A 23,478-nucleotide genomic window follows, 5' to 3' on the forward strand; every position below is an offset into this window, starting at 1 on the left:
CTGTTCACGGATTCGTGGAGTGCCGCACCCGGGTCCTGGCCCCGGCGTCGAGGAGACGGCAAGGTACCCGGCCATCGAACCGTCCCTGCTCGGCATGACCCGGGACTACGCCGCCTTCGCCTGCCTCTTCGGCGTCCGGGATCTCAGGGACCACTGGCGGCCCGTCGCCGCGGGGGCGGGGCGCGCTCGTGTTCCCGGGCCGGCCTCTGGGGCCGGGCCGTCGGAAGTCAGCGGGCAACCGAACAGACCGGGGCACAGTCGGACCGATTCGGGCGGGATGGGACGATACCTGCCATGTCAAGCACGTCTTCCCTGGTCCGGGTCACCGATGCCCCGCCCGAACCGCTCCGCCGCCTGCTCCTCGACCTCGGCGAGGCCCTGCTCGGCGGCGGCCTGCCCGTCCATGACGTCGAAGAGGAACTCCACTGGCTGGGGCGGGCGTTGGGGGCTCCGGAGGTGCGGGTCGCCGCGCTGACCAACGGGCTGTTCGTGTCGCTGGACGCGGACGGGGCCACCCGGTTCCAGCCGGTCGGCGGCGCGCTGCGGTTCGAGCAGACGGCCGACGTCCTCCACCTGGTGCACCGGCTGCGGACGGGCGAGCTCGACGGGCCCCGGGCGCTGGCCGAACTGGACCGGATCCGGCGGGCGCCGGCCCGCTGGCCCGCGTGGGTGGCGGATCTCGGGGCGCTGCCGGTCGGCGTGGGGGTCTGCCTCTTCCTCCAGCCGGCGGCGGCGAACGTGCTGGCGGCCGGGTTCGGTTCGCTGATCGTGGTGGGGCTGACCGTGCTCGCCCGACGGCTGCCGTACCTGCGGCCGCTGCTGCCCGTCACGGCCGGCTTCCTGGTCGCCCTGCTGGTCCTGGCACTCGCGCGGGCCTCGCTGCTGGAGGGCCCGCTGCGGACGATCGTGGCCACCCTGGCGATCCTGCTGCCGGGCGGGCTGCTGGTCACCGGGCTGTCCGAGATCGCGGCGGGCGCGGCCAGCGCGGGCACGGCCAGGCTGGTGTCCGGCGCGGTCCAGCTGGCGCTGTTCCTCGCCGGGGTGGCCGCGGCCGCGACGGCGATCGGCATGCCGGCCACCGCGCTGGCCAACGTCCAGGTCGCCAAGCCCAGCTGGTGGGTGATCGCGCTGGGGTTGGCGATCGCGGTGGCCGGCGTGGTGGTCAACGTCCACACACCGCCCTCGGCCATCCCGTGGATCGTCGCCGTGATCGCGGTCAGCGTGACCGCCCAGGTGGCGGTGGGGTCGGTGCACGGCGCGGCGATAGGCGGCCTGGCCGGGGCGGTCGCCGCCGCGGTCGCGGCCACCCTGGTGCACTGGCTGCCGGGCGGTCCGCTCTGGCAGGTGCTCTACCTGCCGGCGTTCTGGATCGTGGTGCCGGGCTCCTTCGGTCTGTTGAACACGGCGCAGATAGAGGTCGGGAACGGGGCCCAGTCGGTCCTGGCGGCCGTGTCGGCGGTCTTCGGGGTGTCGATCGGCACGCTGATCGGCGCGGTGATCAGCCGGATCCCCCGCCCCTCCCGCGCCGTGCTGCTGTCCCGGGCCTGACCCGGGGCGGCGGCACCCCGGCCGGGATGGGTGGCGGATTCGGGTCCGCCACCCATCCCGTCAGGCGTGGCGCAGGGCCTCGGTGAGGCGGCGGCCCGCCTCGACGACGGCCTGGGAGAGCTGGGCGCCGGGGTGGCGGGTGAGCCGTTCGATCGGGCCGGAGACCGAGACCGCGGCCACCACCCGGTTGGACTGGCCACGGACGGGCGCGGAGACGGAGGCGACCCCGAGTTCGCGCTCGCCGACGGACTGCGCCCAGCCCCGGCGCCGTACGCCGCTCAGGGCGGTGGCGGTGAAGCGGGCGCCCTGCAGCCCGCGGTGGAGGCGCTCGGGTTCCTCCCAGGCGAGCAGGATCTGGGCGGCGGAGCCGACCTTCATGGGGAGGGTGATGCCCACCGGGACGGTGTCCCGCAGGCCGGTGAGGCGTTCGGCGGCGGCCACGCAGATCCGTACCTCGCCCTGCCGGCGGTAGAGCTGGGCGCTCTCGCCGGTGAGGTCCCGCAGCTGGGTGAGGACCGAGCCGGCCGCGGCCAGCAACCGGTCCTCGCCGGCGGCCGCGGCGAGCTCGCCGACCCGGGGGCCGAGCATGAACCGGCCATGCACGTCCCGGCTGACCAGACGGTGGTGTTCGAGTGCGACGGCCAGCCGGTGGGCGGTGGGGCGGGCCATGCCGGTGGCCGCGACGAGGCCGCCGAGGGTGGCGGGGCCCGCCTCCAGGATCCCGAGGATCGAGGTGACCTTGTCGAGCACGCCGACGCCGCTCGTGTTCTCCATGGGTGGGGTACTCCAGTCTCAAGGCCCGGGAGCAGCGGGTCGGCGCTGCTCACGGCGGCTCCTGGCGGGGAGCCGGGGGGTGGTCAGCGAGGACGGGCCGCGGAAGTCGGCCGATTGCCTGCGCCGGGCACGAGACGGGTACGCGAAAGCGCCGGGGCGGGAAGCGCCCGGGCGAAGGACAGCACAGAGAGCACCGTGTCTCCTCATCTTTCCCGCGCCACATTGGCGACAGGCCGGAGTTGGCACTGATCCCGGACGGCACGGCGCGTACTTCGGACGCCGGGTCGAACGGGGAGTTGCCGGGGCTTCGTAGGGCCGGTCCCTCCACCCCTCTGGATGATTCGCCAGGAACGATACAAGACTCCCCGGGCCCGCTGCCAAGCCCCCCTGCTCTCGACGGCGGGCGGGGCGGGCCCGCTCAGCGGTGGCGCGGCTCCGACAGTCCGGTGCGCGGGGCCGGGTCCGGGCCGCCGGGGGCGGTGGTGTCCCAGGCCCGCAGCGCGGCGAGGGCGGCGGCGCGTTCCGGCGCCGTCGGCCGGGTGCCCTCGGCGCCGAGCAGGTAGTCGGCGACCGGGGTGAGCAGCAGGGTGGCGCCGCCGGCCGGGAGCAGCAGGGCCTCGTCCCACTGGTGCCGGATGACGGTGCGGCGCAGCAGGGTGCCGTGGCGCAGCAGGGTCCCCCCGCGCGGCCGGTGCGCGCGGGTGAGGGTCCGGCGGCGGCGGAGTTCGGGGCCGACCTCGGCCTCCAGGACGGTGCGCACGTCCCGCAGGGAGCCGAGCGGCACGTGCTCGGCGGCGAGGTCGAGCAGGGCGGCGGCCTCCGGGGCGAGCCGGTAGGCGGCGAGGACCGCGGCGGTCTCGGCGGGGTCGAAGGGCTGTCCGGCGAGCTGGGCCACGTCGATCACGTCGCCGGTCAGGAAGGTGCGCGCGAGCCCCTCCTCGGCGAGGGCGATCAGGCATTCCACGTGTTCGTCGGCGGCCAGGTAGGGGCGGACGGGGACGGTGGCGAGGTCACCGGTGAGGGCGGCGGTGGCGACCCGCACCTGGTACCAGGGGTCGAGCAGCGGGTCCTCGGCCGGCCAGCGCAGGGTGACGGCGGTGTGCCGGGGCCGCTCGCCGAGCAGGGTGACCTCGACGGACTCCACCGGGTGGTCGGTGACCAGACGGTTGACGGCCTGCCAGAGCGTCGCCTCGGTGGGGCTGACGAGGCTGAGCCCGCCCAGCGGCCGGGGCAGGTCCGGCGGGTAGTAGCCGGCCAGGGGGAGGTCCCGGATCGGGCGGACACCGGTGGCGTCGGCGAGGTCGCGGGCGACCCGGGCGTAACACTCGGCCCGGTCGCGGGCGCGCTGCAGCTCGGCCCGGGCGTGCCCGCCCATCCGCACGCCCTCGCGGGAGAGCGCGGCGAGCACCAGGTACGGGAGGTGGCGGTCGGCGCGGGCGCGGTGGAGCAGTTCGGCCGGCCCGGCGGCCGGGTCGACGTCGAGCAGCCGGTGGAGCAGGTCGCTGGTCAACGGGTCGGTGCCGAACGAGGCGGTGTCGGGCCGGTCGGTGTGCATCAGGTCGGTGTCCATGGGCGTCCGCCTCCGAGAGCCGTGGGGGCGCCCGGGCGGCGGCCGGGCGGCCGGGGACGTGGCGGGTCCGACGGCCGGGGCCTGGCCGGCGGCGGGTGCCACACCACCGATTGTGGTGACGGCCGATCAACACCGGATCACCACCGGGTCGACGATCTCTCGACACCACGCCCGGTGGCGTGGGTTGATAGGGGCTCATCAAATCGGGGGACGGCACGTGCGCGGGCGGGGGCGAGCACATGAGGCGGGCAGGTGCAGTCATGGATGAATTCCGGTTCTCGGTGCTGGGACTGATGAGAGCGCAGCGCGGCACGACCGCGCTGAAGGTGGGCAGCCCCCAGCAGCAGGCGATGCTGGCGGTGCTGCTGCTCCGGCCCGGGCACGGCGCGAGCGCCACCGACCTGATCGACGCCCTGTGGGGCGAGGAGCCGCCGGGCACCGCGATGACGACGGTGCGCACGTACGCCTGGCGGTGGCGCAAGGTCCTGCACGGAGAGGAGCCGGACGCGCCGACGGTGCTGACCTCGGTCGGGGACGGCTACCGGCTGGTGCTGCCCAAGCACGCGGTGGACGCGGCGCAGGCGGAGGAACTGGCGGGGCAGGCCGAGCGTACGGCGGCGGCCGGGGAGCCGCAGCAGGCGCGCGACCTGCTGAACGAGGCGCTGGAGCTGTGGCAGGGCGAGCCGCTGGCGGGCATCCCCGGCCCGTTCGCGCAGCGCCAGCGCCAGCGGCTGCAGGAGCTCCGGCTGACCCTGCTGGAGGAGCGGATCGCGCTGGACCTGGCGCTGGGCCGCTACTCCCGGTGCATTCCGGAGCTGACCTCGCTGACCACCGAGCACCCGCTGCACGAGCGGGCCTACGGGCTGCTGATGCGGGCGCTGTACCAGGCCGGACGGCAGGCGGACGCGCTGGCGGTGTTCCGGGGCGCGCGTCAGCTGTTCCTGGCCGAACTGGGCGTGGCGCCGGGGGCGGAGCTGGACCTGCTGCACCAGCGGATCCTGGAGGGCGACCCGTCGCTCGCCGCCCCGGCACCGGCCGTCGCGCCGCGGTCGGCCCCGCCCGTCTCCGTGCCGCCGGCCTCCGTCCCGCCCGGCTCCGGAGCGGCGGAGCCCGGCGCGCCCGGCGCCGAGTCGTCGGACCCGCGCGCCAAGGCCCGGGCGGCAGCGGACGCACCCGTCGCCCCGGCCGGGAGCGGCGCCCCCAGACCGGCCCAACTTCCGCCAGACGCCGCGGACTTCACCGGACGTACGGCGCTGGTCGAGCGGCTGGGCGGGGCCCTCGGCGCACCGGGCCAACAGGCGCTGGCGATCGCGACCGTGGTCGGCATGGGCGGGGTCGGCAAGACCGCGCTGGCCCTGCACGTCGCCCACCGGGTCCGCGACGCCTACCCGGACGGGCAGCTCTACGCGGACCTGCGGGGCGCCGACGCCACCCCGGCCGATCCGGAGGCGGTGCTCTGCGGCTTCCTGGTGGCGCTCGGCGTGTCGGCCGACGCGGTGCCGGACGGCCTGGACGCCCGCTCGGCGCTGTTCCGCTCGGTGGTGGACGGCCGGCGGCTGCTCCTGGTGCTCGACAACGTCCACGACACCGCGCAGATCAGACCCCTGCTGCCGGGCGCGGTCGGCTGCGCGGTGCTCACCACCAGCCGCACCCGGCTGTCCGGCCTGCCCGCGACCGTCCAGGCCGACCTCGGCGTCTTCGAGCCCGAGGAGGCGCTCGAACTGCTGGGCCGCACCATCGGCGCCGAGCGGCTGGCCGCCGAGGCGGAGGCCGCCCGGGAACTGCTGCTCATGTGCGGGCACCTCCCGCTCGCGGTGCGGATCGTGGCGGCCCGGCTGGCCGCCCGGCCGAGCTGGACGGTACAGACGCTGGGCCGCCGGCTGGCGGTCGAACGCCGCCGGATCGACGAGCTGCGCATCGGCGACCTGGAGGTCGCGGCCGCCTTCGAGCTGAGCTACCGCCAGTTGACACCCGCCCAGGCCAGGGCGTTCCGGCTGGCCGCCTCGGTGGACGGCCCCGACCTCGGGCTGCAGGCCGCGGCCGCCCTGCTGGACCTGGACGAGTACGACGCCGAGGACCTGCTGGAGGCCCTGGTGGACGTGGCGATGATGGAGTCGCCGTTCCCCGGCCGCTACCGCTTCCACGACCTGCTGCGCGCGTTCGCCCGGCGCCGTCCGGACGATCCCGGCGCGGCCGTGGCGGCCCGCGACCGGATGCTGGACCACCTGCTGGCCACCGCGTGCACGGCCTTCCAGCACGCCGTCCCCGGGGACCCGGCGGCCGGGGCGCTCGGGCCGGCCCGCGGTGCGGGCGTCCCGCTGGACGGCCCGGACGGGGCGCGGGCCTGGGCCGAGGCGGAGGGCTCGGGGGCGATCGCGCTGGCCGCGCAGGTGGCGGGCTGGACGATGACGAACGACGGCACCGAGGGTTCGGCCCCCGACCCGCTGGGCGCCGCGATCGACCTGCTGATCGCGCTCACGCCGTTCCTCCTCGCCCCGCCCAGCCGCCAACTGGCCACCACCGCCGAGGCCCTGGCCGCCGCCGCGGCCCATCGCGCCGACCACCGGGCAGCTGGCCGGGCGCACTTCCTCCGCGGCAACGTCGCCCTGGCCACCACCCGGCTGGAGGAGGCGGAGGCCGCCTCCCGGCTGGCGGTGGCCGCCTCCCGCGAGGCGGGCGACACGGTGATCCTGCGCCAGGCGCTCAACGACCTCGGCCTGGTCTGCCAGTTCCTCAGCCGCTACGACGAGGCCGTCGGGCACTACGACGAGGCACTGCTGCTGGCGCGCGAACTCGGCCACCGCTCCGGGGCGCTGGTGACGACGGTGAACGCCGCGCTGGCGCGGGTGCGCAGCGGGCGGGCCGCCGAGGCGGTGCAGATCTGCCACGAGGCGCTGGCCGAGCTGCGGACCCGCAACGACGATCCGGGCCGGGCGTACACGCTGTACGTGCTGGGGCTGGCGCTGCACGGGCTGGGGCGGCACGAGGAGGCGGTCACCTGGTTCGGCGAGTGCCTGGCGGTGGCCTCGGCGGCCGGTCTGCGGGCCCGGGCCGGGCACGCCCGCTACCGGATGGCGGACAGTCTGCGCTCGCTGGGCCGGACGGACGAGGCGCTGGAGCACGCCGGGCGGGCGCTGGAGCTGTGCGAGGAGCTGGGCGCCGAGCGGGACCAGGGCCACGCGCTGGTGGTGCTGGGCCGGACGCTGGCCGACCTCGGGCGGGAGGCCGAAGCGGATGTCCGGCTGCGGGAGGCGCACCGGATCTTCGTGCGGCTGGGGCTGCCCGAGGCGCGGGAGGTGGCGGGGCTGCTGCCCCTGGGGGAGGGTTCGGCCGCGTCGGGTCGGTCGTTGCCGGGTGGGCGGCGGGCCGCCGACCGGCTGTCCTCGGGCTGCTGAGGAATCGATCCTGCGGGCGGTTTCCTCGCTGAGCTCAGGAGCCGGTGCTGCTCCAGGAGCCGGTGCTCAGGAGCCGGTGCTGTTCCAGTCGCCGGTGCTGCCGTGCCCGGTGCTGGTGGGGGTCGGGGTCGGGGTGGGCGTCGCGTCGCCGCTCACCACCGCCGCCGTCCCGCTGTCCACCGTCTCCGCCACGGCCGCCGTGGCGGAGAGGCCGGCGCCCAGGGTGAGGGCCACGCCGAGGCCGACCGTGAACAGCCGGAGGCGGGTGCGGGTGGTGGCCGGACGCTGCGTCATCTCTGCTGCTCCCTTGGCTCGCTTCCCTGGTGGGAAGGGGTTCCGTCGTGGTGTGGCACCAGTCTGGCCGGGAGCGTTCAACGGCCGATCTACGGCCGAGCACCGGTGATCACCAGGCATCGCCAGGGATCACCGGTGCCCGGCACCGCCCGATCCGGCGGCTCAGGCCGCCGAACGGATCTCCAGGGTGCAGCACTTCACGCTGCCGCCGCCCTTGAGCAGTTCGCTGAGGTCCATCCCGATCGGCCGGAAGCCGCGCTCCCGCAGCCGCGCCGCCAGGCCGACGGCCGCCTCCGGGAGCACCACGTGCAGGCCGTCGCTCACCGCGTTGAGGCCGAACACCCCGGCGTCGGCCCCGTCCACCAGCAGGGCGTCCGGGAACAGCCGGCGCAGGACGGCGCGGCTGCCGGCCGAGAAGGCCTCCGGGTTGTACATGATCTCGTCGCCGTCGAGCACGGCGAGCGCGGTGTCCAGGTGGTAGTAGCGCGGGTCGACCAGCTCCAGACCGACCACCGGCCGGCCGAAGAACTCCTGGGCCTCCGCGTGCCCGTCGGCCACGCTGCGGAAGCCCCGTCCGGCCAGCACGTGGCCGGCGGTCAGCAGGAGGTCCCCCTCGCCCTCGTTGACGTGCTCCGGATCGCGGGTCTCGAAGCCCCGGGCGCGGAACCACTCCAGGTACGCCGGGCCCTCGGCCGCCCGCTCGGCGTTGCGGAAGCGAGCGCCGAGCACCCTGCCGTCCACCACGGTGGCGCCGTTGGCCGCGTACACCATGTCGGGCAGGCCTGGCAGCGGGTCGATCAGGTCGACCCGGTGGCCGAGTTCGCCGTAGAGGGCGTACAGCCGCTCCCACTGGGCGACGGCGAGGTCGGTGTCCACCGGCTTGGCCGGGTCCATCCACGGGTTGATCGCGTAGCTGACCTCGAAGTGGGTCGGACGGCACATCAGGTAGTGGCGCGGACGGGCGGTGCGGGTCATCGGGGCCTCCGGGTGAGGGCGGGTGGGGCGGGAGGTGCGGCGGGGAGGTGGGGTGGTGCGCTCAGGCGGCGGGGGCCGACGGCCGGGTCGGGAAGTCACGCAGTCCGCGCAGCGGGCTGGCCAGCAGCACCCCGCCGGCCGAGAGCAGCACGCCCGCCATCAGCCAGATGGTGCCGCGCGCGCCGATCGTCTCGCCGAGCCAGCCGCCGAGCAGGGCGCCCACCGGGATCGCGCTGTAGTTGAGGGTCGCGGAGCTGGCCCGGACCCGGCCGATCAGCTCGGGCGGGCAGTAGGCCTGGGAGAAGCTGCCGGCCAGGACGTTGCCCGCCACCACGCCGCAGACCGCGACGGCCCAGGCGAGCGCGCTGACCACGAGCGGCAGCCGCTCCCCCGCCAGCGGCAGCAGCAGGATGAAGGGCGCGACCACCAGCTCGCAGACCAGCAGCCCGCGCGCGGTGCCCAGCCGGCGGGCGATCCGCCCGGCCAGCATCGCGCCGGCCAGCCCGCCGACGCTCACCAGGGCGAACACCGCGCCGACCGCGCCCGGTTCGATCCCCACGCTGCGCACCAGGAAGACCGTCTGCACCGCCTGGATGCCGTTCAGCCCCAGGTTGCCGACCGCCGCGAAGCAGGCGAACGTGCGCAGGTACGGGTCACGCAGCAGGAACCGGACGCCCTCGCCGATCTCCCGCGGGATGCCGCGCCGCTCGGACACCGGCGGGGGGCGCTCTTCCGTCCTGATCCGCCGCAGGAAGACCGCCGACACCAGGTAGCTGAGCGAGTCGGCGAGCATCCCGCTGGCGGCGCCGAGGGCCTGGGCGAGCAGACCGGCCACGCCAGGGCCGGCGATCTCCGCCGCCGACGCCCCGGAGCGCAGCTTGACGTTGGCCTCCAGCAGGTCGGCCTTGGCCACCAGGGTGGGCAGCACCGCCCCGTAGGCGGTGGAGAAGAACACCTTCACCGCCCCGGTCAGCAGCGCCACCACCACCAGCTGGGCGAGCGAGAGCGCCCCCAGCCAGGCGGCCACCGGGACGCTGCCGAAGAGGACGAGCAGCAGCAGGTCGCAGACCAGCATCACCCGCAGCCGGGGCCAGCGGTCCACCCAGGCGCCGGCCGGCAGGCCGAGGAACAGCCAGGGCAGCCAGGCGGCGGCGTTGACCACGCCCACCGCGAGCGGTCCTGCGCCCAGGGTGACCACGGCCACCAGGGACAGCGCCACGCTCCCGACGGCCGTACCGAGGGTGCTGGTGGTCTCACCGATCCAGAGCCGGCGGAAGTCCCCGTGGGCCCACAGGCCCCAGCGGCCGCGCGGGCCGTCCGGCGGGGCGGCCGGGGACTCGATCGGGACGGTGGTGGTCATCGCGGGTCACGCTCCCGGCTTCTCGGTGGCGGGCTTCTCGGACGGCTTCTCGGTGGCGGGCTTCTCGGACGGCTTGCCGGACGGCACGTCGGACGGCACGTCGGACGGCTTCTCGACGGCGTCCAGCTTCTCGGCCAGCACGGCGGCGATCCGTGCGAGCGGTTGCGGACGGGTCAGTTCGCCGTGCGCGCAGTCGAGGCGGTGACCGTCGATCCGGCCGCCCAGGTACGGCCGCCAGGCCTGCTCGTACGGCCAGTCGGCGGGCTTGCCGGTGGTCGCCCCGAAGAAGACGGCATCCCCCGGGTAGCGGGCGGGCACGTGCTCGGCCATCAGCTTGCGGTGCCGGTCGAAGACCTCCGGCAGCACAGCCACCGCATCGCCGAGCACGGCCCGCAGGTCGGCGAGGCCCCGGCCGTCCGCCGGGTCGTAGCCGAGCGAGTGCAGCAACTCGGCCAGGCTGTCGGCGGTTTCGACGGGCGGCGGGGCGTCGTCGGTGCGGGTCGCCGGGGCGCCGTCGAGCAGGGCCAGCAGCCCGACCTCGGTGCCCTCGGCCCGCAGCCGCACGGCCATCTCCTGCGCGACCACCGCGCCGAAGGACCAGCCCAGCAGGTGGTACGGGCCGTCGGGGCGCACCGCGCGGATCTGCCGCACGTAGTCCTCGGCGATCTCGGCGACGCTCGCCGGTGCGTCGCCGCGCAGGCCCCGGGCCTGGAGGCCGTACACCGGCCGCTCGGGGCCGAGGTGGCGCAGCAGCCCGGAGTAGACCCAGCTGATGCCGGCCGCCGGGTGGACGCAGAACAGCGGGGGCCGGTCGCCTCCGGCGCGCAGCGGCAGCAGGACGTCCAGGGCGTCGGCCGCCGGGCCGTGGTCGGGGCTCCGGTCGAGGTGCCGGGCGAGGCCGGCCACGGTGGGTGCCTCGAACAGCGCCCGCATGCCGGGATCGGCGCCGAGGGCGGTGCGGACGCGGGCGAGCAGCTTCATGGCGAGCAGGGAGTGGCCGCCGAGGTCGAAGAAGTCGTCGTCGATGCCGACGCGCTCCAGGCCGAGGGTCTCGGCGAACAACGCGCAGAGCAGCTCCTCCCGGGGGGTGCGGGCGGCGCGGCCGCCGGTGAGCGGCCCGAAGTCCGGTGCGGGCAGCGCCGTCCGGTCGAGCTTGCCGGTGCCGGTGAGGGGCAGGGCGGCCAGCGGGACGACGGCGGCGGGCAGCATGTAGCCGGGAAGGTGGCCGGCGGCGAAGGCGCGCAGCTCGGCCGGGTCGAGCGGGCCGTCGGTGACGACGTACGCGACCAGGCGCAGCCCGTCCTCGTCGGGCAGGACGGCGGCCTGGAGCACCAGCGGGTGGCGCGTCAGCACGTGCTCGATCTCGCCGAGTTCGATCCGGAAGCCGCGGATCTTCACCTGGTGGTCGGTGCGGCCCAGGTATTCGACGCCGCCCTCGCGGGTGCGGCGGGCGAGGTCACCGGTGCGGTACATCCGCGCGCCCGGCTCGAAGGGGCAGGCGACGAAGCGCTCCGCCGTCAGGCCCGGCCGGTCGAGGTAGCCGCGGGCCAGCCCGGCACCGGCCAGGTACAGCTCCCCCGGCACCCCGGCCGGGACGGGATTGAGGTACTCGTCCAGGACGTACGCCCGCACCCCGGCGATCGGGCCGCCGAGACCGGGGCGCGGTGCGGCGGCGACGGGCTGGCCGAGGGTGTAGACGGTGGCCTCGGTCGGGCCGTACAGGTTGTGGGCGACGGTGTCCGGTGCCTCCCGCAGGGTGGTCCAGAGCTGCTGTCCGACGGCTTCGCCGCCGAGCACCAGCACGGACGGTGCGGCCTCCTCCAGCAGGCCCTCCGCCAGGAGTCGCTCGGCGTAGGAGGGGGTGAGGTCCATGGCGCCGATGCCGGTGGCGCGGACGTGCCGGACCAGGGCGGCCGGGTCGCGGCGCAGCTCGTCGCCGATCAGGTGCAGCTCGTGCCCGGCGAACATCCAGAGCAGGCTCTCCAGCGATCCGTCGAAGGACAGTGAGGCGGTGAGCGCGGCGCGCAGTCGGCCGTGTGCGGCCTCGGCGGGGGCGACCACTCCGGCCAGGTGGGCGGCCAGCCGCGCGGCGATGCTCCCGTGCGGGATGACGACGCCCTTGGGCCGGCCGGTGGATCCCGAGGTGTAGATCAGGTAGGCGGCGTTGTCGGCCGAGGCGCGCGGTGCCGGATCGGTGTCCGGTCCGGTGGCCTCGGCGACGGCCAGGGCGGGGGTGCCGGCCAGGACGGGGGCGACGGCCAGGGTGGGGGTACCGGCCAGGGCCTCGGGCTTCGGCCAGCCGTCGTCGGTGAGGACGAGGGCGGGGGCGGCGTCGGCGAGGGTGCGGGCGGTGCGGTCGGCGGGGTGGTCGGCGTCCAGCGGCAGGTAGGCGCCGCCGGCCTTGAGCACGGCCAGGATCGCGATCACGCTCTCGGCCGAGCGGGGCAGGGCGAGGGCGACGACGGACTCGGGGCCGACGCCCTGCCCGATCAGGTGGTGGGCGAGGCGGTTGGCGCGGGCGTTCAGCTCGGCGAAGGTCAGCGCGGTGTCGCCGCAGACCAGCGCGACGGCCTCCGGGGTGCGGGCGCTCTGGGCCGCGAAGGCGGCCGGGAGCAGCGGGACTTCGGCCGGCAGGGCGGCTCCGGCGGTCGGGAGCGCGGCGCGCTCCTCGGCCGGGAGCAGTTCGATCCGGCCGATCGGCAGCTCCGGATCGGCGGCCACCGCCGTCAGCAGTCGGCCGAAGCGGACGGCGATCGCCTCGACCGTTTCGCGGTCGAAGAGGTCGGTGGCGAAGTCGATCGCGCACTCCAGGCCGGCGGGCGCGCCGTCGGGGTCGAAGGACTCGCCGAGGCCGACGCTCAGGTCGAACTTGGCGACCGTCCCGGCGGAGGACTCCACGGAGGCGTCCAGTCCGGCCGGGGCGAGCGGCGCGGAGTCACCCGACCGGCCCTCCAGCAGCAGCGCCACCTGGAAGAGCGGGTGGCGGGCCAGTGAGCGGGCCGGGTTCAGCTCCTCGACCAAGCGCTCGAAGGGCACGTCCTGGTGGGCGTGGGCGTCGAGTTGGGTCTCCCGGACGCGGGCGAGCAGCTCGGTGAAGCTGGGGGAGCCGGTAGGGGTATCCCCAGCGGAGCGAGGGGAAGTGTCGGTGCGCAGCACCAAAGTGTTGACGAAGAAGCCGACCAGGTCGTCCAGCGCCTCGTCGCTGCGCCCGGCCACCACCGAGCCGATCGGAATGTCGGTGCCGGCGCCGAGGCGGGTGAGCAGGGCGGCGAGCGCGGCCTGGACGGTCATGAACATCGTCACCCGGTGCTCGCGGGACAACTCGCGGAGCGTGCGGTGGAGTTCGGCGCCGTAGGGCACGACGACCCGATCGCCGCGGTGGGTGGCGGCGGCGCGGCGCGGCCGGTCGACGGGCAGCGACAGTTCCTCGGGCAGGCCGGCCAGTTTCTCGCGCCAGTGGGCGAGTTGGCGGGAGATCAGGCTCTGCGGGTCGCCCTCCTCGCCGAGCAGCTCGCGCTGCCAGAGCGCGTAGTCGGCGTACTGGACGGGCAGTGGCGTCCACTGCGGGGCCGTACCGCCGGCGCGGGCCGCGTAGGCGGTGGCGAGGTCGCGCAGCAGCGGGCCCATCGACCAGCCGTCCCCGGCGATGTGGTGCAGGACGAGGGCGAGCAGGTGCTCGCCGGGCCCGGCCGGGATGAGGTGGGCGCGGACGGGCAGATCGGCGGCCAGGTCGAAGGGCAAGGCGGTGCGGCTCTCGGGGTCGGTGCCGGGCGGCAGTTGTTCGACCGGGACGCGGGCCTGCCCGGCGGGCAGGATCCGCTGGTACGGGGTGCCGTCCTCGCTCTCCGCGATCAGGGTGCGCAGGCTCTCGTGCCGGGCGACGACGTCACCGAGTGCCAGTTCCAGTGCGTCCGGGTCCAACTCCCCTGCCACGCGCAGCAGGAGCGGCAGGTTGTAGAGGGCGCTGGGGCCCTCCATCCGGTCGATCAGCCACAGCCGCTGCTGGGCGGAGGACAGCGGCACCCGCTCGGGCCGCTCGCGGTCGGCGGTCAGTGCCGCCCGCTGCGGACCGGCGCCCAGCCGAACGGCCAGTCCGGCCACGGTCGGTGCCTCGAAGACGTCCCGGATCGCCAACTCCGCGCCCAGCGTGGACCGCACCCGGCTGAGCAGCTTCATGGCGAGCAGCGAGTGGCCGCCGAGGTCGAAGAAGTCGTCGTCGACCCCGGCCGTCTCCAGGCCGAGCGCCTCCGCGAACAGCCCGCAGAGGATCTCCTCCTGGGGCGTGCGGGCGGCGCGGCCGGCCGCCAGCGCGGCGAAGTCCGGTGCGGGGAGCGCCCGGTGGTCGACCTTGCCGCTGCCGGTCAGGGGCAGCGCGTCGAGCAGGACGACGGCGGCCGGCACCATGTAGCCGGGCAGCGTCTCGGCGGCGAACCGCCGTATTTCGGCGGCGAGTTCGGGCGCGTCCTGGGCCGCCGCGCAGTGGGCGACAAGGCGCTGGTCGCCGGTGTCGCTCTCCCGGACGGTGACCACGGCCTGGCGGACGGCGGGGTGGCGGGCCAACACCTGCTCGATCTCGCCGAGTTCGACCCGGAAGCCGCGGATCTTCACCTGGTGGTCGGTGCGGCCCAGGTATTCGACGCCGCCCTCGCGGGTGCGGCGGGCGAGGTCACCGGTGCGGTACATCCGCGCGCCCGGCTCGAAGGGGCAGGCGACGAAGCGCTCCGCCGTCAGGCCCGGCTGGTCGAGGTAGCCGCGGGCCAGCCCGGCACCGGCCAGGTACAGCTCCCCCGGCACCCCGGCCGGGACGGGATTGAGGTACTCGTCCAGGACGTACGCCCGCACCCCGGCGATCGGGCCGCCGAGACCGGGGCGCTCCACCGCGGCGAACGGCTGGGTCAGCGCGTAGACGGTGGCCTCGGTCGGGCCGTAGAAGTTGTGGCCCGCCGTGTCGGGGTGCTCCCGCAGCCGCTGCCACAGCGCCCGGCCGACGGCCTCCCCGCCGAGCAGCAGCAGGCGTGGCGCGGGTGCGTCCAGCAGCCCCTCCTCGATCAGCTGCTCGGTGTAGGACGGGGTGAGGTGCAGGGCGTCGATGCCGGCCTCGGCCGTGTGCCGGACCAGGGCGGCCGGGTCGCGGCGCAGCTCGTCGCCGATCAGGTGCAGCTCGTGCCCGGCGAACATCCAGAGTACGGGCTCCAGGGAGGCGTCGAAGCAGAGCGAGGCGGTGAGCGCGATCCGCTGCCGGCCGTGGGCCTCCTCGACGCCCCGGATGAGGGCGGCGCGGTGGGCGGCCAGCAGGGCGGCGACGGCGCCGTGCGGGACGACGACGCCCTTGGGGCGGCCGGTGGATCCCGAGGTGTAGATGACGTAGGCGGCGTCGCCCGGGTCGGCGGCGCTCCACCGCGGCTCGTCGGTGTCGCCTTCCGGCGGGGCGGTGACGTCCAGGGTGCGCAGGCCGGTCAGCACCTCGGGCAGCGGCCAGCGGTCGTCGGTGAGGGCGAGCGCCGGGCGGGCGTCGGCGAGCATGTGGGCAGTGCGCTCGGCCGGGTACTCGGCGTCCAGCGGCAGGTAGGCCGCCCCGGCCTTGAGCACGGCGAGCATGGCGACCACCGTCTCCGCCGAGCGGGGCAGGGCGAGGGCGACGACCGACTCCCGTCCGGCGCCCGCGGCCCGCAGGCGGCGGGCGAGGCGGTCGGCGCGGGCGTTCAGCTCGGCGAAGGTCAGCCGGGTGTCGCCGCAGACCAGTGCGACGGCCTCCGGGGTGCGGGCGGCCTGGGCCGCGAAGGCGGCGGGCAGCAGCGGGACTTCGGTCGGCAGGGCGCCGCCGGAGGCCGGGAGTGCGGCCCGCTCCTCGGCCGGGAGCAGCTCGATCCGGCCGATCGGCAGCTCCGGATCGGCGGTCACCGCCGCCAGCAGCCGGCCGAGGCGGACGGCGATCGCCTCGACCGACTCGCGATCGAAGAGGTCGGTGGCGAAGTCGAGGGCGCAGTCGATCCCGGCGGGCTCGCCGTCGGGGCCGAAGGACTCCTCGGCGATCAGGCTGAGGTCGAACTTGGCGGAGCCGGTGCCCGCTCCGAGCGGCTCGACCCGCAGGCCCGGCGTCGACGGCTCGGCCCGCTCGTTGCTCTGGAGCACCAGCATGACCTGGAACAGCGGGTGGCGGGCCAGTGAGCGGGCCGGCTTGAGCTCCTCGACCAGGCGCTCGAACGGCGTGTCCTGGTGGGCGTAGGCGCCGAGGGCGGTCTCCCGGGCGCGGCCGAGCAGTTCGGCGAAGCTCGGGGAGCCGGTAGGGGTATCCCCAGCGGAGCGAGGGGAAGTGTCGGTGCGCAGCACCAGGGTGTTGACGAAGAAGCCGACCAGGTCGTCCAGCGCCTCGTCGGAGCGCCCGGCCACCACCGAGCCGATCGGAATGTCGGTGCCGGCGCCGAGGCGGGTGAGCAGGGCGGCGAGCGCGGCCTGCATCGTCATGAACAGGGTGACCCGGTGTTCGCGGGACAGCGCGAGCAGTTCGCGGTGGCGCCGCGCGTCGAGGGTGAGCGCCACCCGGTCGCCGCGGTGGGAGGCGACGGGCGGGCGGGGGCGGTCCAGCGGCAGCGTGGCCTCCTCCGGGAGGTCGGCCAGGGTGTCGCGCCAGTAGGCGAGTTGGCAGGCGGCCAGGCTCCCCGGGTCCTCCTCGTCGCCGAGCAGCTCGCGCTGCCAGAGCGCGTAGTCGGCGTACTGGACGGGCAGCGGCGCCCACTGCGGGGCCGCACCGCCGGCGCGGGCCGCGTAGGCGGTGGTGAGGTCGCGGACCAGTGGGCCGAGGGACCAGCCGTCGCTGGCGATGTGGTGCAGCGCCAGCACCAGCACGTGCTCCTCGGGCGAGACCCGCAACAGGGTGGCCCGCAGGGGCAGTTCGGTGCGCAGGTCGAAGGCGTGGCGGCACAGCCCGGCCACGGCGGCGGCCACCTCGACGGCCGGGCAGGCGCGCGTCTCGAGGGGGGCGGCGGCCTCGCCGGCCGGGAGGATCCGCTGGTACGGGGTGCCGTCCTCGCTCTCGCCGATCAGGGTGCGCAGGCTCTCGTGCCGGGCGAGGAGGTCGCCGAGCGCCGACTCCATTGCGGCGGTGTCCAGTTCGCCCGCCAGGCGCAGTGCCAGCGGCGCGTTGTAGAGGGCGCTGGGGCCCTCCATCCGGTCGATCAGCCACAGCCGCTGCTGGGCGGAGGACAGCGGCACCCGCTCGGGGCGCGCGCCGTTTCCGCTCAGCGCCGCCCGCCGCGGGCCGGCGCCCAGCCGGCCGGCCAGTCCGGCCACGTTCGGCGTCTCGAAGACGTCCCGGATGCCCAGTTCGGCTCCGAGTGCGGACCGCACCCGGCTGAGCAGTTTGGTGGCGAGCAGGGAGTGGCCGCCGAGGTCGAAGAAGTCGTCGTCGATGCCGACCGTCTCCAGGCCGAGCACCTCCGCGAACAGCCCGCAGAGGATCTCCTCCTGCGGCGTGCGGGCGGCGCGGCCGGCCGCCAGCGCGGCGAAGTCCGGTGCGGGGAGGGCGCTGCGGTCCAGCTTGCCGTTGGCGTTCAGCGGCAGCGCGTCCAGCGGCACGATCGCGGCGGGCAGCATGTAGCCGGGCAGGGTCCGGGCGGCGGCGGCGCGCAGGTCGGCCGGGTCGAGCGGGCCGTCGGTGACGACGTACGCGACCAGGCGCAGCCCGTCCTCGTCGGGCAGGACGGCGGCCTGGAGCACCCGGGGGTGGGCGGTCAGGGCGCGTTCGATCTCGCCGAGTTCGATCCGGAAGCCGCGGATCTTCACCTGGTGGTCGGTGCGGCCGAGGTACTCCAGCTCCCCGTCGCGGGTGCGGCGCAGCAGGTCCCCGGTGCGGTACATCCGCGCGCCCGGCTCGAAGGGGCAGGCGACGAAGCGCTCCGCCGTCAGGCCCGGCCGGTCGAGGTAGCCGCGGGCCAGCCCGGCGCCGGCCAGGTACAGCTCCCCCGGCACCCCGGTCGGGACGGGGTTGAGGTACTCGTCCAGGAGGTAGCCGCGGGTGCCGGCGACGGTGCGGCCGAGGACGGGCCGTCCGGTGGCCGCCAGCGGGTGGGTGAGGGCGTCGACGGTGCACTCCGTCGGGCCGTACAGGTTGTGGGCGGCGGTGCCCGGCGCCTCGCGCAGCCGGGTCCAGAGCGCCTGGCCGACGGCCTCGCCGCCGAGCAGCACCAGGGCCGGCGCGGGCTCGTCCAGCAGGCCCTCCTCGAGCAGCTGCTCGGCGTAGGAGGGGGTCACCTCCAGGACGCCGATCCGCTGTTCGCGCACGTGGCGGACCAGGGCCCGGGCGTCGCGCCGCACGTCGCCGCCGATCAGGTGCAGCTCGTGCCCGGCGACCAGCCAGAGCAGGCCGTCCCAGGAGGCGTCGAAGCAGAGCGAGGCGGTGAGGGCGACCCGCTGCCTGGCGGTGCCGGCCATCACCCCGGTGCGGTGGGCGGCCAGCAGGGCGGCGATACCGCCGTGCGGGACGACGACACCCTTGGGGCGGCCGGTGGATCCCGAGGTGAAGATGACGTAGGCCGCGTCGGCCGCACCGGCCCGCGGTGCCGGGTCCGTCTCCGGGCCGGGGCCCGGTACGGCGAGGTCGAGCGCGGGGTGTCCGTCGAGCGCCTCGGGCAGCGGCCAGCGGCCGTCGGTGAGCACCAGTGCGGGGCGGGCCTCGGCCAGCATCCGGGCGGTGCGCTCGGCCGGGTGGTCGGCGTCCAGCGGCAGGTAGGCGCCGCCGGCCTTGAGCACGGCCAGGATGGCCACCACCGTCTCCGCCGAGCGCGGCAGCGCCAGCGCCACCACGCGCTCGGGGCCGACGCCCTGGGCGATCAGCCGGTGGGCGAGGCGGTTGGCGCGGGCGTTCAGCTCGGCGAAGGTCAGCCTGGTGTCGCCGCAGACCAGCGCGACGGCCTCGGGGGTGCGGGCGGCCTGCGCCTCGAAGGCGGCGGGCACCAGGGGCACCTGTTCGGGCAGCGGCGTGTGGTCGCCGGCGGCGGCGGACCGCTCCCCGGCGGGCAGGACGTCCAGTTCGGCGACGGACCGCCGGGGGTCCTCGACGACCTGGCGAAGGACCAGGTCCAGTGCGGTGGAGAGCCGTTCGGCGCTCTCGCGGTCGAACAGGTCGGTCGCGTACTCCAGGACGCCGACCAGCCCCCCGGCGGCGCCGTCGGCGCCCTGCCGCTCGACCAGGCGCAGGGTGAGGTCGAAGGTGGCCGTCCCGAAGTCGACCGGCTCCTCCGTCACCGTCACGCCGGGCAGGTCCGGGCCGTCCTCGACGGCGCCCGCGAAGGCGAGCATCACCTGGAACAACGGGTGGCAGGCGGTCGACCGGGTCGGGTTCAGTTCCTCCACCAGCCGCTCGAAGGGCACGTCCTGGTGGGCGTGGGCGGCCAGGTCGGTCTCCCGGACGCGGGCCAGCAGGTCGGCGAAGCCCGGGCGGCCGGCGAGGTCGGTGCGCAGCACCAGGGTGCCGGCGAAGAAGCCGACCAGCTCCTGCACGGCCTCGTCGAGGCGCCCGGCCAGCGGGGTGCCGATCGGCAGGTCGGTGCCGGCGCCGAAGCGGTGCAGCAGGGTGGCGTACGCGGCCTGGAGGACCATGAAGAGGGTCACGCCGTGTTCGGCGGCGAGCGCGGTGAGCCGGGCGTGCAGGTCGGCGTCGAACTCCAGCGGGACGACCGCGCCGCGGTGGGAGGCGACCGGCGGGCGGGGGCGGTCCAGCGGCAGCGGCAGCTCCTCCGGGGCACCGGCCAGGGTCTCGCGCCAGTGGGCGAGCTGGCGGGAGAGCAGGCTCCGCGGGTCCTCCTCGGAGCCGAGCAGCTCGTGCTGCCAGAGCGCGTGGTCGGCGTACTGGACGGGCAGCGGCGCCCAGCGCGGGGCGTCGCCGGCCAGGCGGGCCCGGTAGGCCTCGGCGAGGTCGCGGTAGAGCGGGCCGAGCGAGGCGCCGTCCCCGGCGATGTGGTGGACGACCAGGACCAGCACGTGCTCCTCGGTGCCCTCGGGCCGCAGGTAGGCGTGGACCGGGAGGTCGGTGGCGAGGTCGAAGGTGTGGCCGGCGAGTTCGTCGGTCGGGCGGTCGGTGACGGTGAGCAGGGCGGCGGTGGGGGCGTCGAGGACGCGCTGGTACGGGGTGCCGTCCTGCTCGCCGATGACGGTGCGCAGGGCCTCGTGCCGGTGGACGACGTCGCCGAGGGCGGCCGCCAGGGCGGTGGGGTCGAGCGGCCCGCTCAGCCGCAGGGCGAGGGTCACGTTGTAGGTGGCCGAGGGGCCGTCGGCCCGGTCGAGGAACCAGAGGCGGCGCTGGGCGAAGGAGAGCGGCACCCGCTCGGGCCGGACGGCGGGGCGCAGCGCCGGGCGGGCCGGGGCGGGGGTGTCGGCCGCGCGCTCGGCGATCCGGTCGGTGAGCCCGGCGACGGTGGGCGCCTGGAAGAGGTCACCGATGGCGAGTTCGACGCCGAGTTCGGCGCGGGCCCGGCCGACCAGGCGGGTGGCGAGCAGGGAGTGGCCGCCGAGGGCGAAGAAGTCGTCGTCGATGGTGATGCCGTCGATGCCGAGGAGGTCGCGGAAGAGTTCGCAGAGCACCCGTTCGCGCTCGTCACGGGGGGCGCGCCCGGTGTCGTCGGCGGCGAGGTCGGGGGCGGGCAGGGCCCGGCGGTCGACCTTGCCGTTGGCGTTGAGCGGCAGCGCGTCCAGCAGGACGACCACGGCGGGGACCATGTAGCCGGGCAGCACGGTGCCGGCGAAGGCGCGCAGTTCGGCCGGGGTGAGCGTGGCCTCGGCGGTGCAGTAGGCGACCAGCCGGGTGTCGCCGGGGCGGTCCTCGCGGGCGATCACGATGACCTGGCGGACGGCCGGGTGGCGGGAGAGCGCGGCCTCGATCTCGCCGAGTTCGATCCGGAAGCCGCGCAGTTTGACCTGGCCGTCGATCCGGCCGAGGAACTCCACGGCGCCGTCGGCGCGCAGCCGTACCAGGTCCCCGGTGCGGTACATCCGCTCGCCGGGCCGGTACGGGCAGGCGACGAAGCGCTCGGCGGTCAGGCCGGGCCGGCCGAGGTAGCCGCGGGCCAGGCCGGCGCCGGCGAGGTACAGCTCACCGGGGACGCCGGGCGGGACGGGGCGCAGCCGGGCGTCCAGGACGTAGGTGCGCATGTTGTCCATCGGGCCGCCGATCGGCACCCGGGGGCCGTCGAGGTCGGCGGGGACGAGCGGGTGGTGGGTGGCGAAGGTGGTGGTCTCGGTGGGCCCGTAGACGTGGGCGAGCAGTAGGTCGGGGCAGGCCTCCAGGACGCGCCGCATCAGCACGCCGGAGGCGGCCTCGCCGCCGGTGCAGACGACGCGCAGGGCGGCGAAGGTCTCCGGGGCCTGCTCGGCGACGAGGTCGAACAGGGCCTTGGTGAGGAAGACGGCCGTGACGCCGTGGCGGACGGTGACGGCGTGCAGGGCGGCGGCGTCGAGGGCGCCGGGCGGGGCGACCACGACGGTGCCGCCGGCCAGCAGGGGCGTCCAGATCTCGTACGTGGCGGCGTCGAAGGCGTGCGGGGAGTGCAGCAGGACGCGCCGGTGCCGGCCGTCCCGCCAGCGGCGGTCGGCGGCGAGGTCGAGGACGTCGCGGTGGCGTACGGCGACGCCCTTGGGGCGGCCCGTGGAGCCGGAGGTGTACATCGCGTAGGCGAGCTGGTCCGGGTGGACGGTCAGGCCGGGGCGGTGGTCGGGGGCGCCGGCCTCGTCGCCGGGGCGCACGACGGCGGCGCCGTGCGGGAAGCCGGGGTCGGCGCGGTCGGTGAGCAGGACGGGGGCGCCGGTGTCGGCGAGCACGCCGGTCATCCGCTCGGGCGGCAGGCCGGGGTGCATGGGGACGTAGCAGCCGCCGGCCTTGAGGACGGCCAGGGTGGCGACGACGACGTCGGCGGAGCGCTCCATCAGCATCGCGACGGGGGTCTCGGGGCCGACGCCGAGGGCGCTCAGGTGGTGGGCGAGGCGGTTGGCGCGGGTGTCGAGTTCGGCGTAGCTGAGGGCGCCGTCGTCGTGGACGAGGGCGGTGGCGTGCGGGGTGCGGTCGGCCTGGCGCTCGAAGGACTCGGCGAGGGTGCCGGACCGGCGGGGGGCGTCGGTGGCGTTCCACTCGGTGAGGATGCGGGTGCGCTCCTCGGGGGCGAGCACGTCGAGGGTGCCGATGGGGGCGTGCGGGTCGGCGGCGGCGCCGGCCAGCAGCCGGCCGAGCCGTTCGGCCAGCGCGGCGACGGTGTCGCGGTCGTAGAGGTCGGCGGAGTACTCGATCGAGCCGGTGAGCCCGGCGGGGGCGCCGTCGGGGCCGTGCCGTTCGGTGATGCCGATGTTGAGGTCGAACTTGGCGACCCGCAGGCCGATCGGTTCGGGGGCGGACTCCAGCCCGGGCAGGGCGAGTTCGGCGTCCTGGCCGTGGTTCTGCAGTACCAGCAGGGTCTGGAACAGCGGGTGGCGGCCGAGCGCCCGGGGCGGGTTGAGCTCCTCGACGATGCGCTCGAAGGGGAGGTCCTGGTGGGCGAAGGCGTCGAGTTGGGCCTCCCGGACCCGTCCGAGCAGTTCGGCGAAGCCCGGGTCGCCGGACGAGTCGGCGCGCAGGACCAGGGAGTTGACGAAGAAGCCGACCAGGTCGTCCAGGGCCTCGTCGGAGCGTCCGGCGACACCGGTGCCCAGCGGGATGTCGGTGCCGGCGCCGAGCCGGGTGAACAGGGCGGCCAGGCCGGCGTGGAGGACGGTGAACAGGGTGGTGCGGTGGGTGCGGGCGAGGTCGAGCAGGGCGGTGTGCAGGCCGGCGTCCCAGGCGAGGTCGACGGAGTCGGCGGCGCCGGTGGGGGCGGGCGGTCGGGGGCGGTCGGTCGGCAGCTCCAGTTCCTCCGGGAGTCCCGCCAACGCGGTTCGCCAGTGGTCGAGTTGGCGGGCGAGCAGGCTCTCGGGGTCGCGCTCGTCGCCGAGCAGGTCGCGCTGCCAGAGTGCGTAGTCGGCGTACTGGATCGGCAGTGGTTCCCAGTCGGGGCCGTGGCCGGCGAGCCGGGCCCGGTAGGCCTCGGCGAGGTCGCGCAGCAGCGGGCCGAGCGACCAGCCGTCACCGGCGATGTGGTGGAGCACGACGAGCAGCACGTGCTCGGTCGGGCCGAGGGTGAACACCGTGACCCGGATGGGCAGTTCGCTACTCAGGTCGAAGGTCTCGGCGGCCGCGGCGTCCCGGCGGGCCGGGTAGTCGTCCGGTGCGCAGTCCACGGCCAGGAAGCGCGGCTGCGCCTCCTCGGCCGGCAGGATCCGCTGCACCGGGACTCCTCCGGCCACCGGGAACACCGTGCGCAGGGCCTCGTGCCGGGCGACCACGTCCGCCGTCGCGGCGCGCAGCGCGGCGGTGTCGAGGCGGCCGCGCAGGCGCAGGGCGAACGGCAGGTTGTACAGCGCGGTCGGCCCCTCGATCTGGTCGATCAGCCAGAGCCGTTGTTGGGCGTACGAAACCGGGATCACGGTGCTTCCTCTACTCGGGTCTGCTCACGACAACGGCACGGGCTGGTCGGCGGGGCGGGGACGACCGCGCGGGCAGGGCG

The 23,478-nt window shown here is 75.9% G+C and carries 8 protein-coding genes and 1 riboswitch; of the genes, 2 read left to right on the forward strand and 6 right to left on the reverse strand.

From position 1 onward, the window contains the following. Positions 1–294: 294 nt before the first annotated feature. The gene (locus tag ACWDBE_RS03270; RefSeq protein ID WP_449787584.1) at positions 295–1,548 is read left to right on the forward strand and encodes a threonine/serine exporter family protein; all 1,254 of its coding nucleotides are present in this window, start codon (positions 295–297) and stop codon (positions 1,546–1,548) included. Positions 1,549–1,608: 60 nt separating this feature from the next. Here ACWDBE_RS03270 and ACWDBE_RS03275 read toward each other — a convergent pair whose 3' ends face one another. Together ACWDBE_RS03275 and ACWDBE_RS03280 are read right to left on the reverse strand one after the other, a co-directional pair. Then, positions 1,609–2,322, reverse strand: coding sequence for an IclR family transcriptional regulator (locus ACWDBE_RS03275; protein WP_449787585.1), 714 nt, complete (start codon positions 2,320–2,322; stop codon positions 1,609–1,611). 200 nt (positions 2,323–2,522) lie between these two features. Continuing rightward, a riboswitch (SAM riboswitch) is annotated at positions 2,523–2,665 on the reverse strand. A gap of 75 nt (positions 2,666–2,740) precedes the next feature. Further along, positions 2,741–3,892, reverse strand: a complete 1,152-nt coding sequence (locus tag ACWDBE_RS03280; protein ID WP_449807080.1) for a hypothetical protein — start codon at positions 3,890–3,892, stop codon at positions 2,741–2,743. A gap of 260 nt (positions 3,893–4,152) precedes the next feature. Here ACWDBE_RS03280 and ACWDBE_RS03285 point away from each other — a divergent pair, with 260 nt between their 5' ends. Continuing rightward, a complete protein-coding gene (locus tag ACWDBE_RS03285) occupies positions 4,153–7,287 on the forward strand; it encodes an AfsR/SARP family transcriptional regulator (RefSeq protein ID WP_449807081.1) in 3,135 nt (1,044 codons plus the stop codon). A 66-nt stretch (positions 7,288–7,353) separates the two neighbouring features. Here ACWDBE_RS03285 and ACWDBE_RS03290 read toward each other — a convergent pair whose 3' ends face one another. The 4 genes from ACWDBE_RS03290 to ACWDBE_RS03305 all read right to left on the reverse strand — a co-directional run bounded on the left by ACWDBE_RS03290 (position 7,354) and on the right by ACWDBE_RS03305 (position 23,398). After that, positions 7,354–7,581: a hypothetical protein gene (locus ACWDBE_RS03290; protein ID WP_449787588.1), complete on the reverse strand. Its 228-nt coding sequence runs from the start codon at positions 7,579–7,581 to the stop codon at positions 7,354–7,356. A gap of 162 nt (positions 7,582–7,743) precedes the next feature. Then, positions 7,744–8,556 (reverse strand): dimethylargininase, encoded by an 813-nt coding sequence (gene ddaH / locus ACWDBE_RS03295; RefSeq protein WP_449787589.1) that lies wholly within the window; start codon positions 8,554–8,556, stop codon positions 7,744–7,746. Between the two features lie 61 nt (positions 8,557–8,617). Beyond that, positions 8,618–9,916: an MFS transporter gene (locus ACWDBE_RS03300; protein WP_392876490.1), complete on the reverse strand. Its 1,299-nt coding sequence runs from the start codon at positions 9,914–9,916 to the stop codon at positions 8,618–8,620. A 6-nt stretch (positions 9,917–9,922) separates the two neighbouring features. After that, positions 9,923–23,398 carry an amino acid adenylation domain-containing protein gene (locus ACWDBE_RS03305; protein ID WP_449807082.1) on the reverse strand — a complete coding sequence of 4,492 codons (13,476 nt, stop codon included), beginning with the start codon at positions 23,396–23,398 and terminating at the stop codon, positions 9,923–9,925. Between the last annotated feature and the right edge of the window lie 80 nt (positions 23,399–23,478).

It is taken from the genome of Kitasatospora sp. NPDC001132, assembly GCF_053598415.1.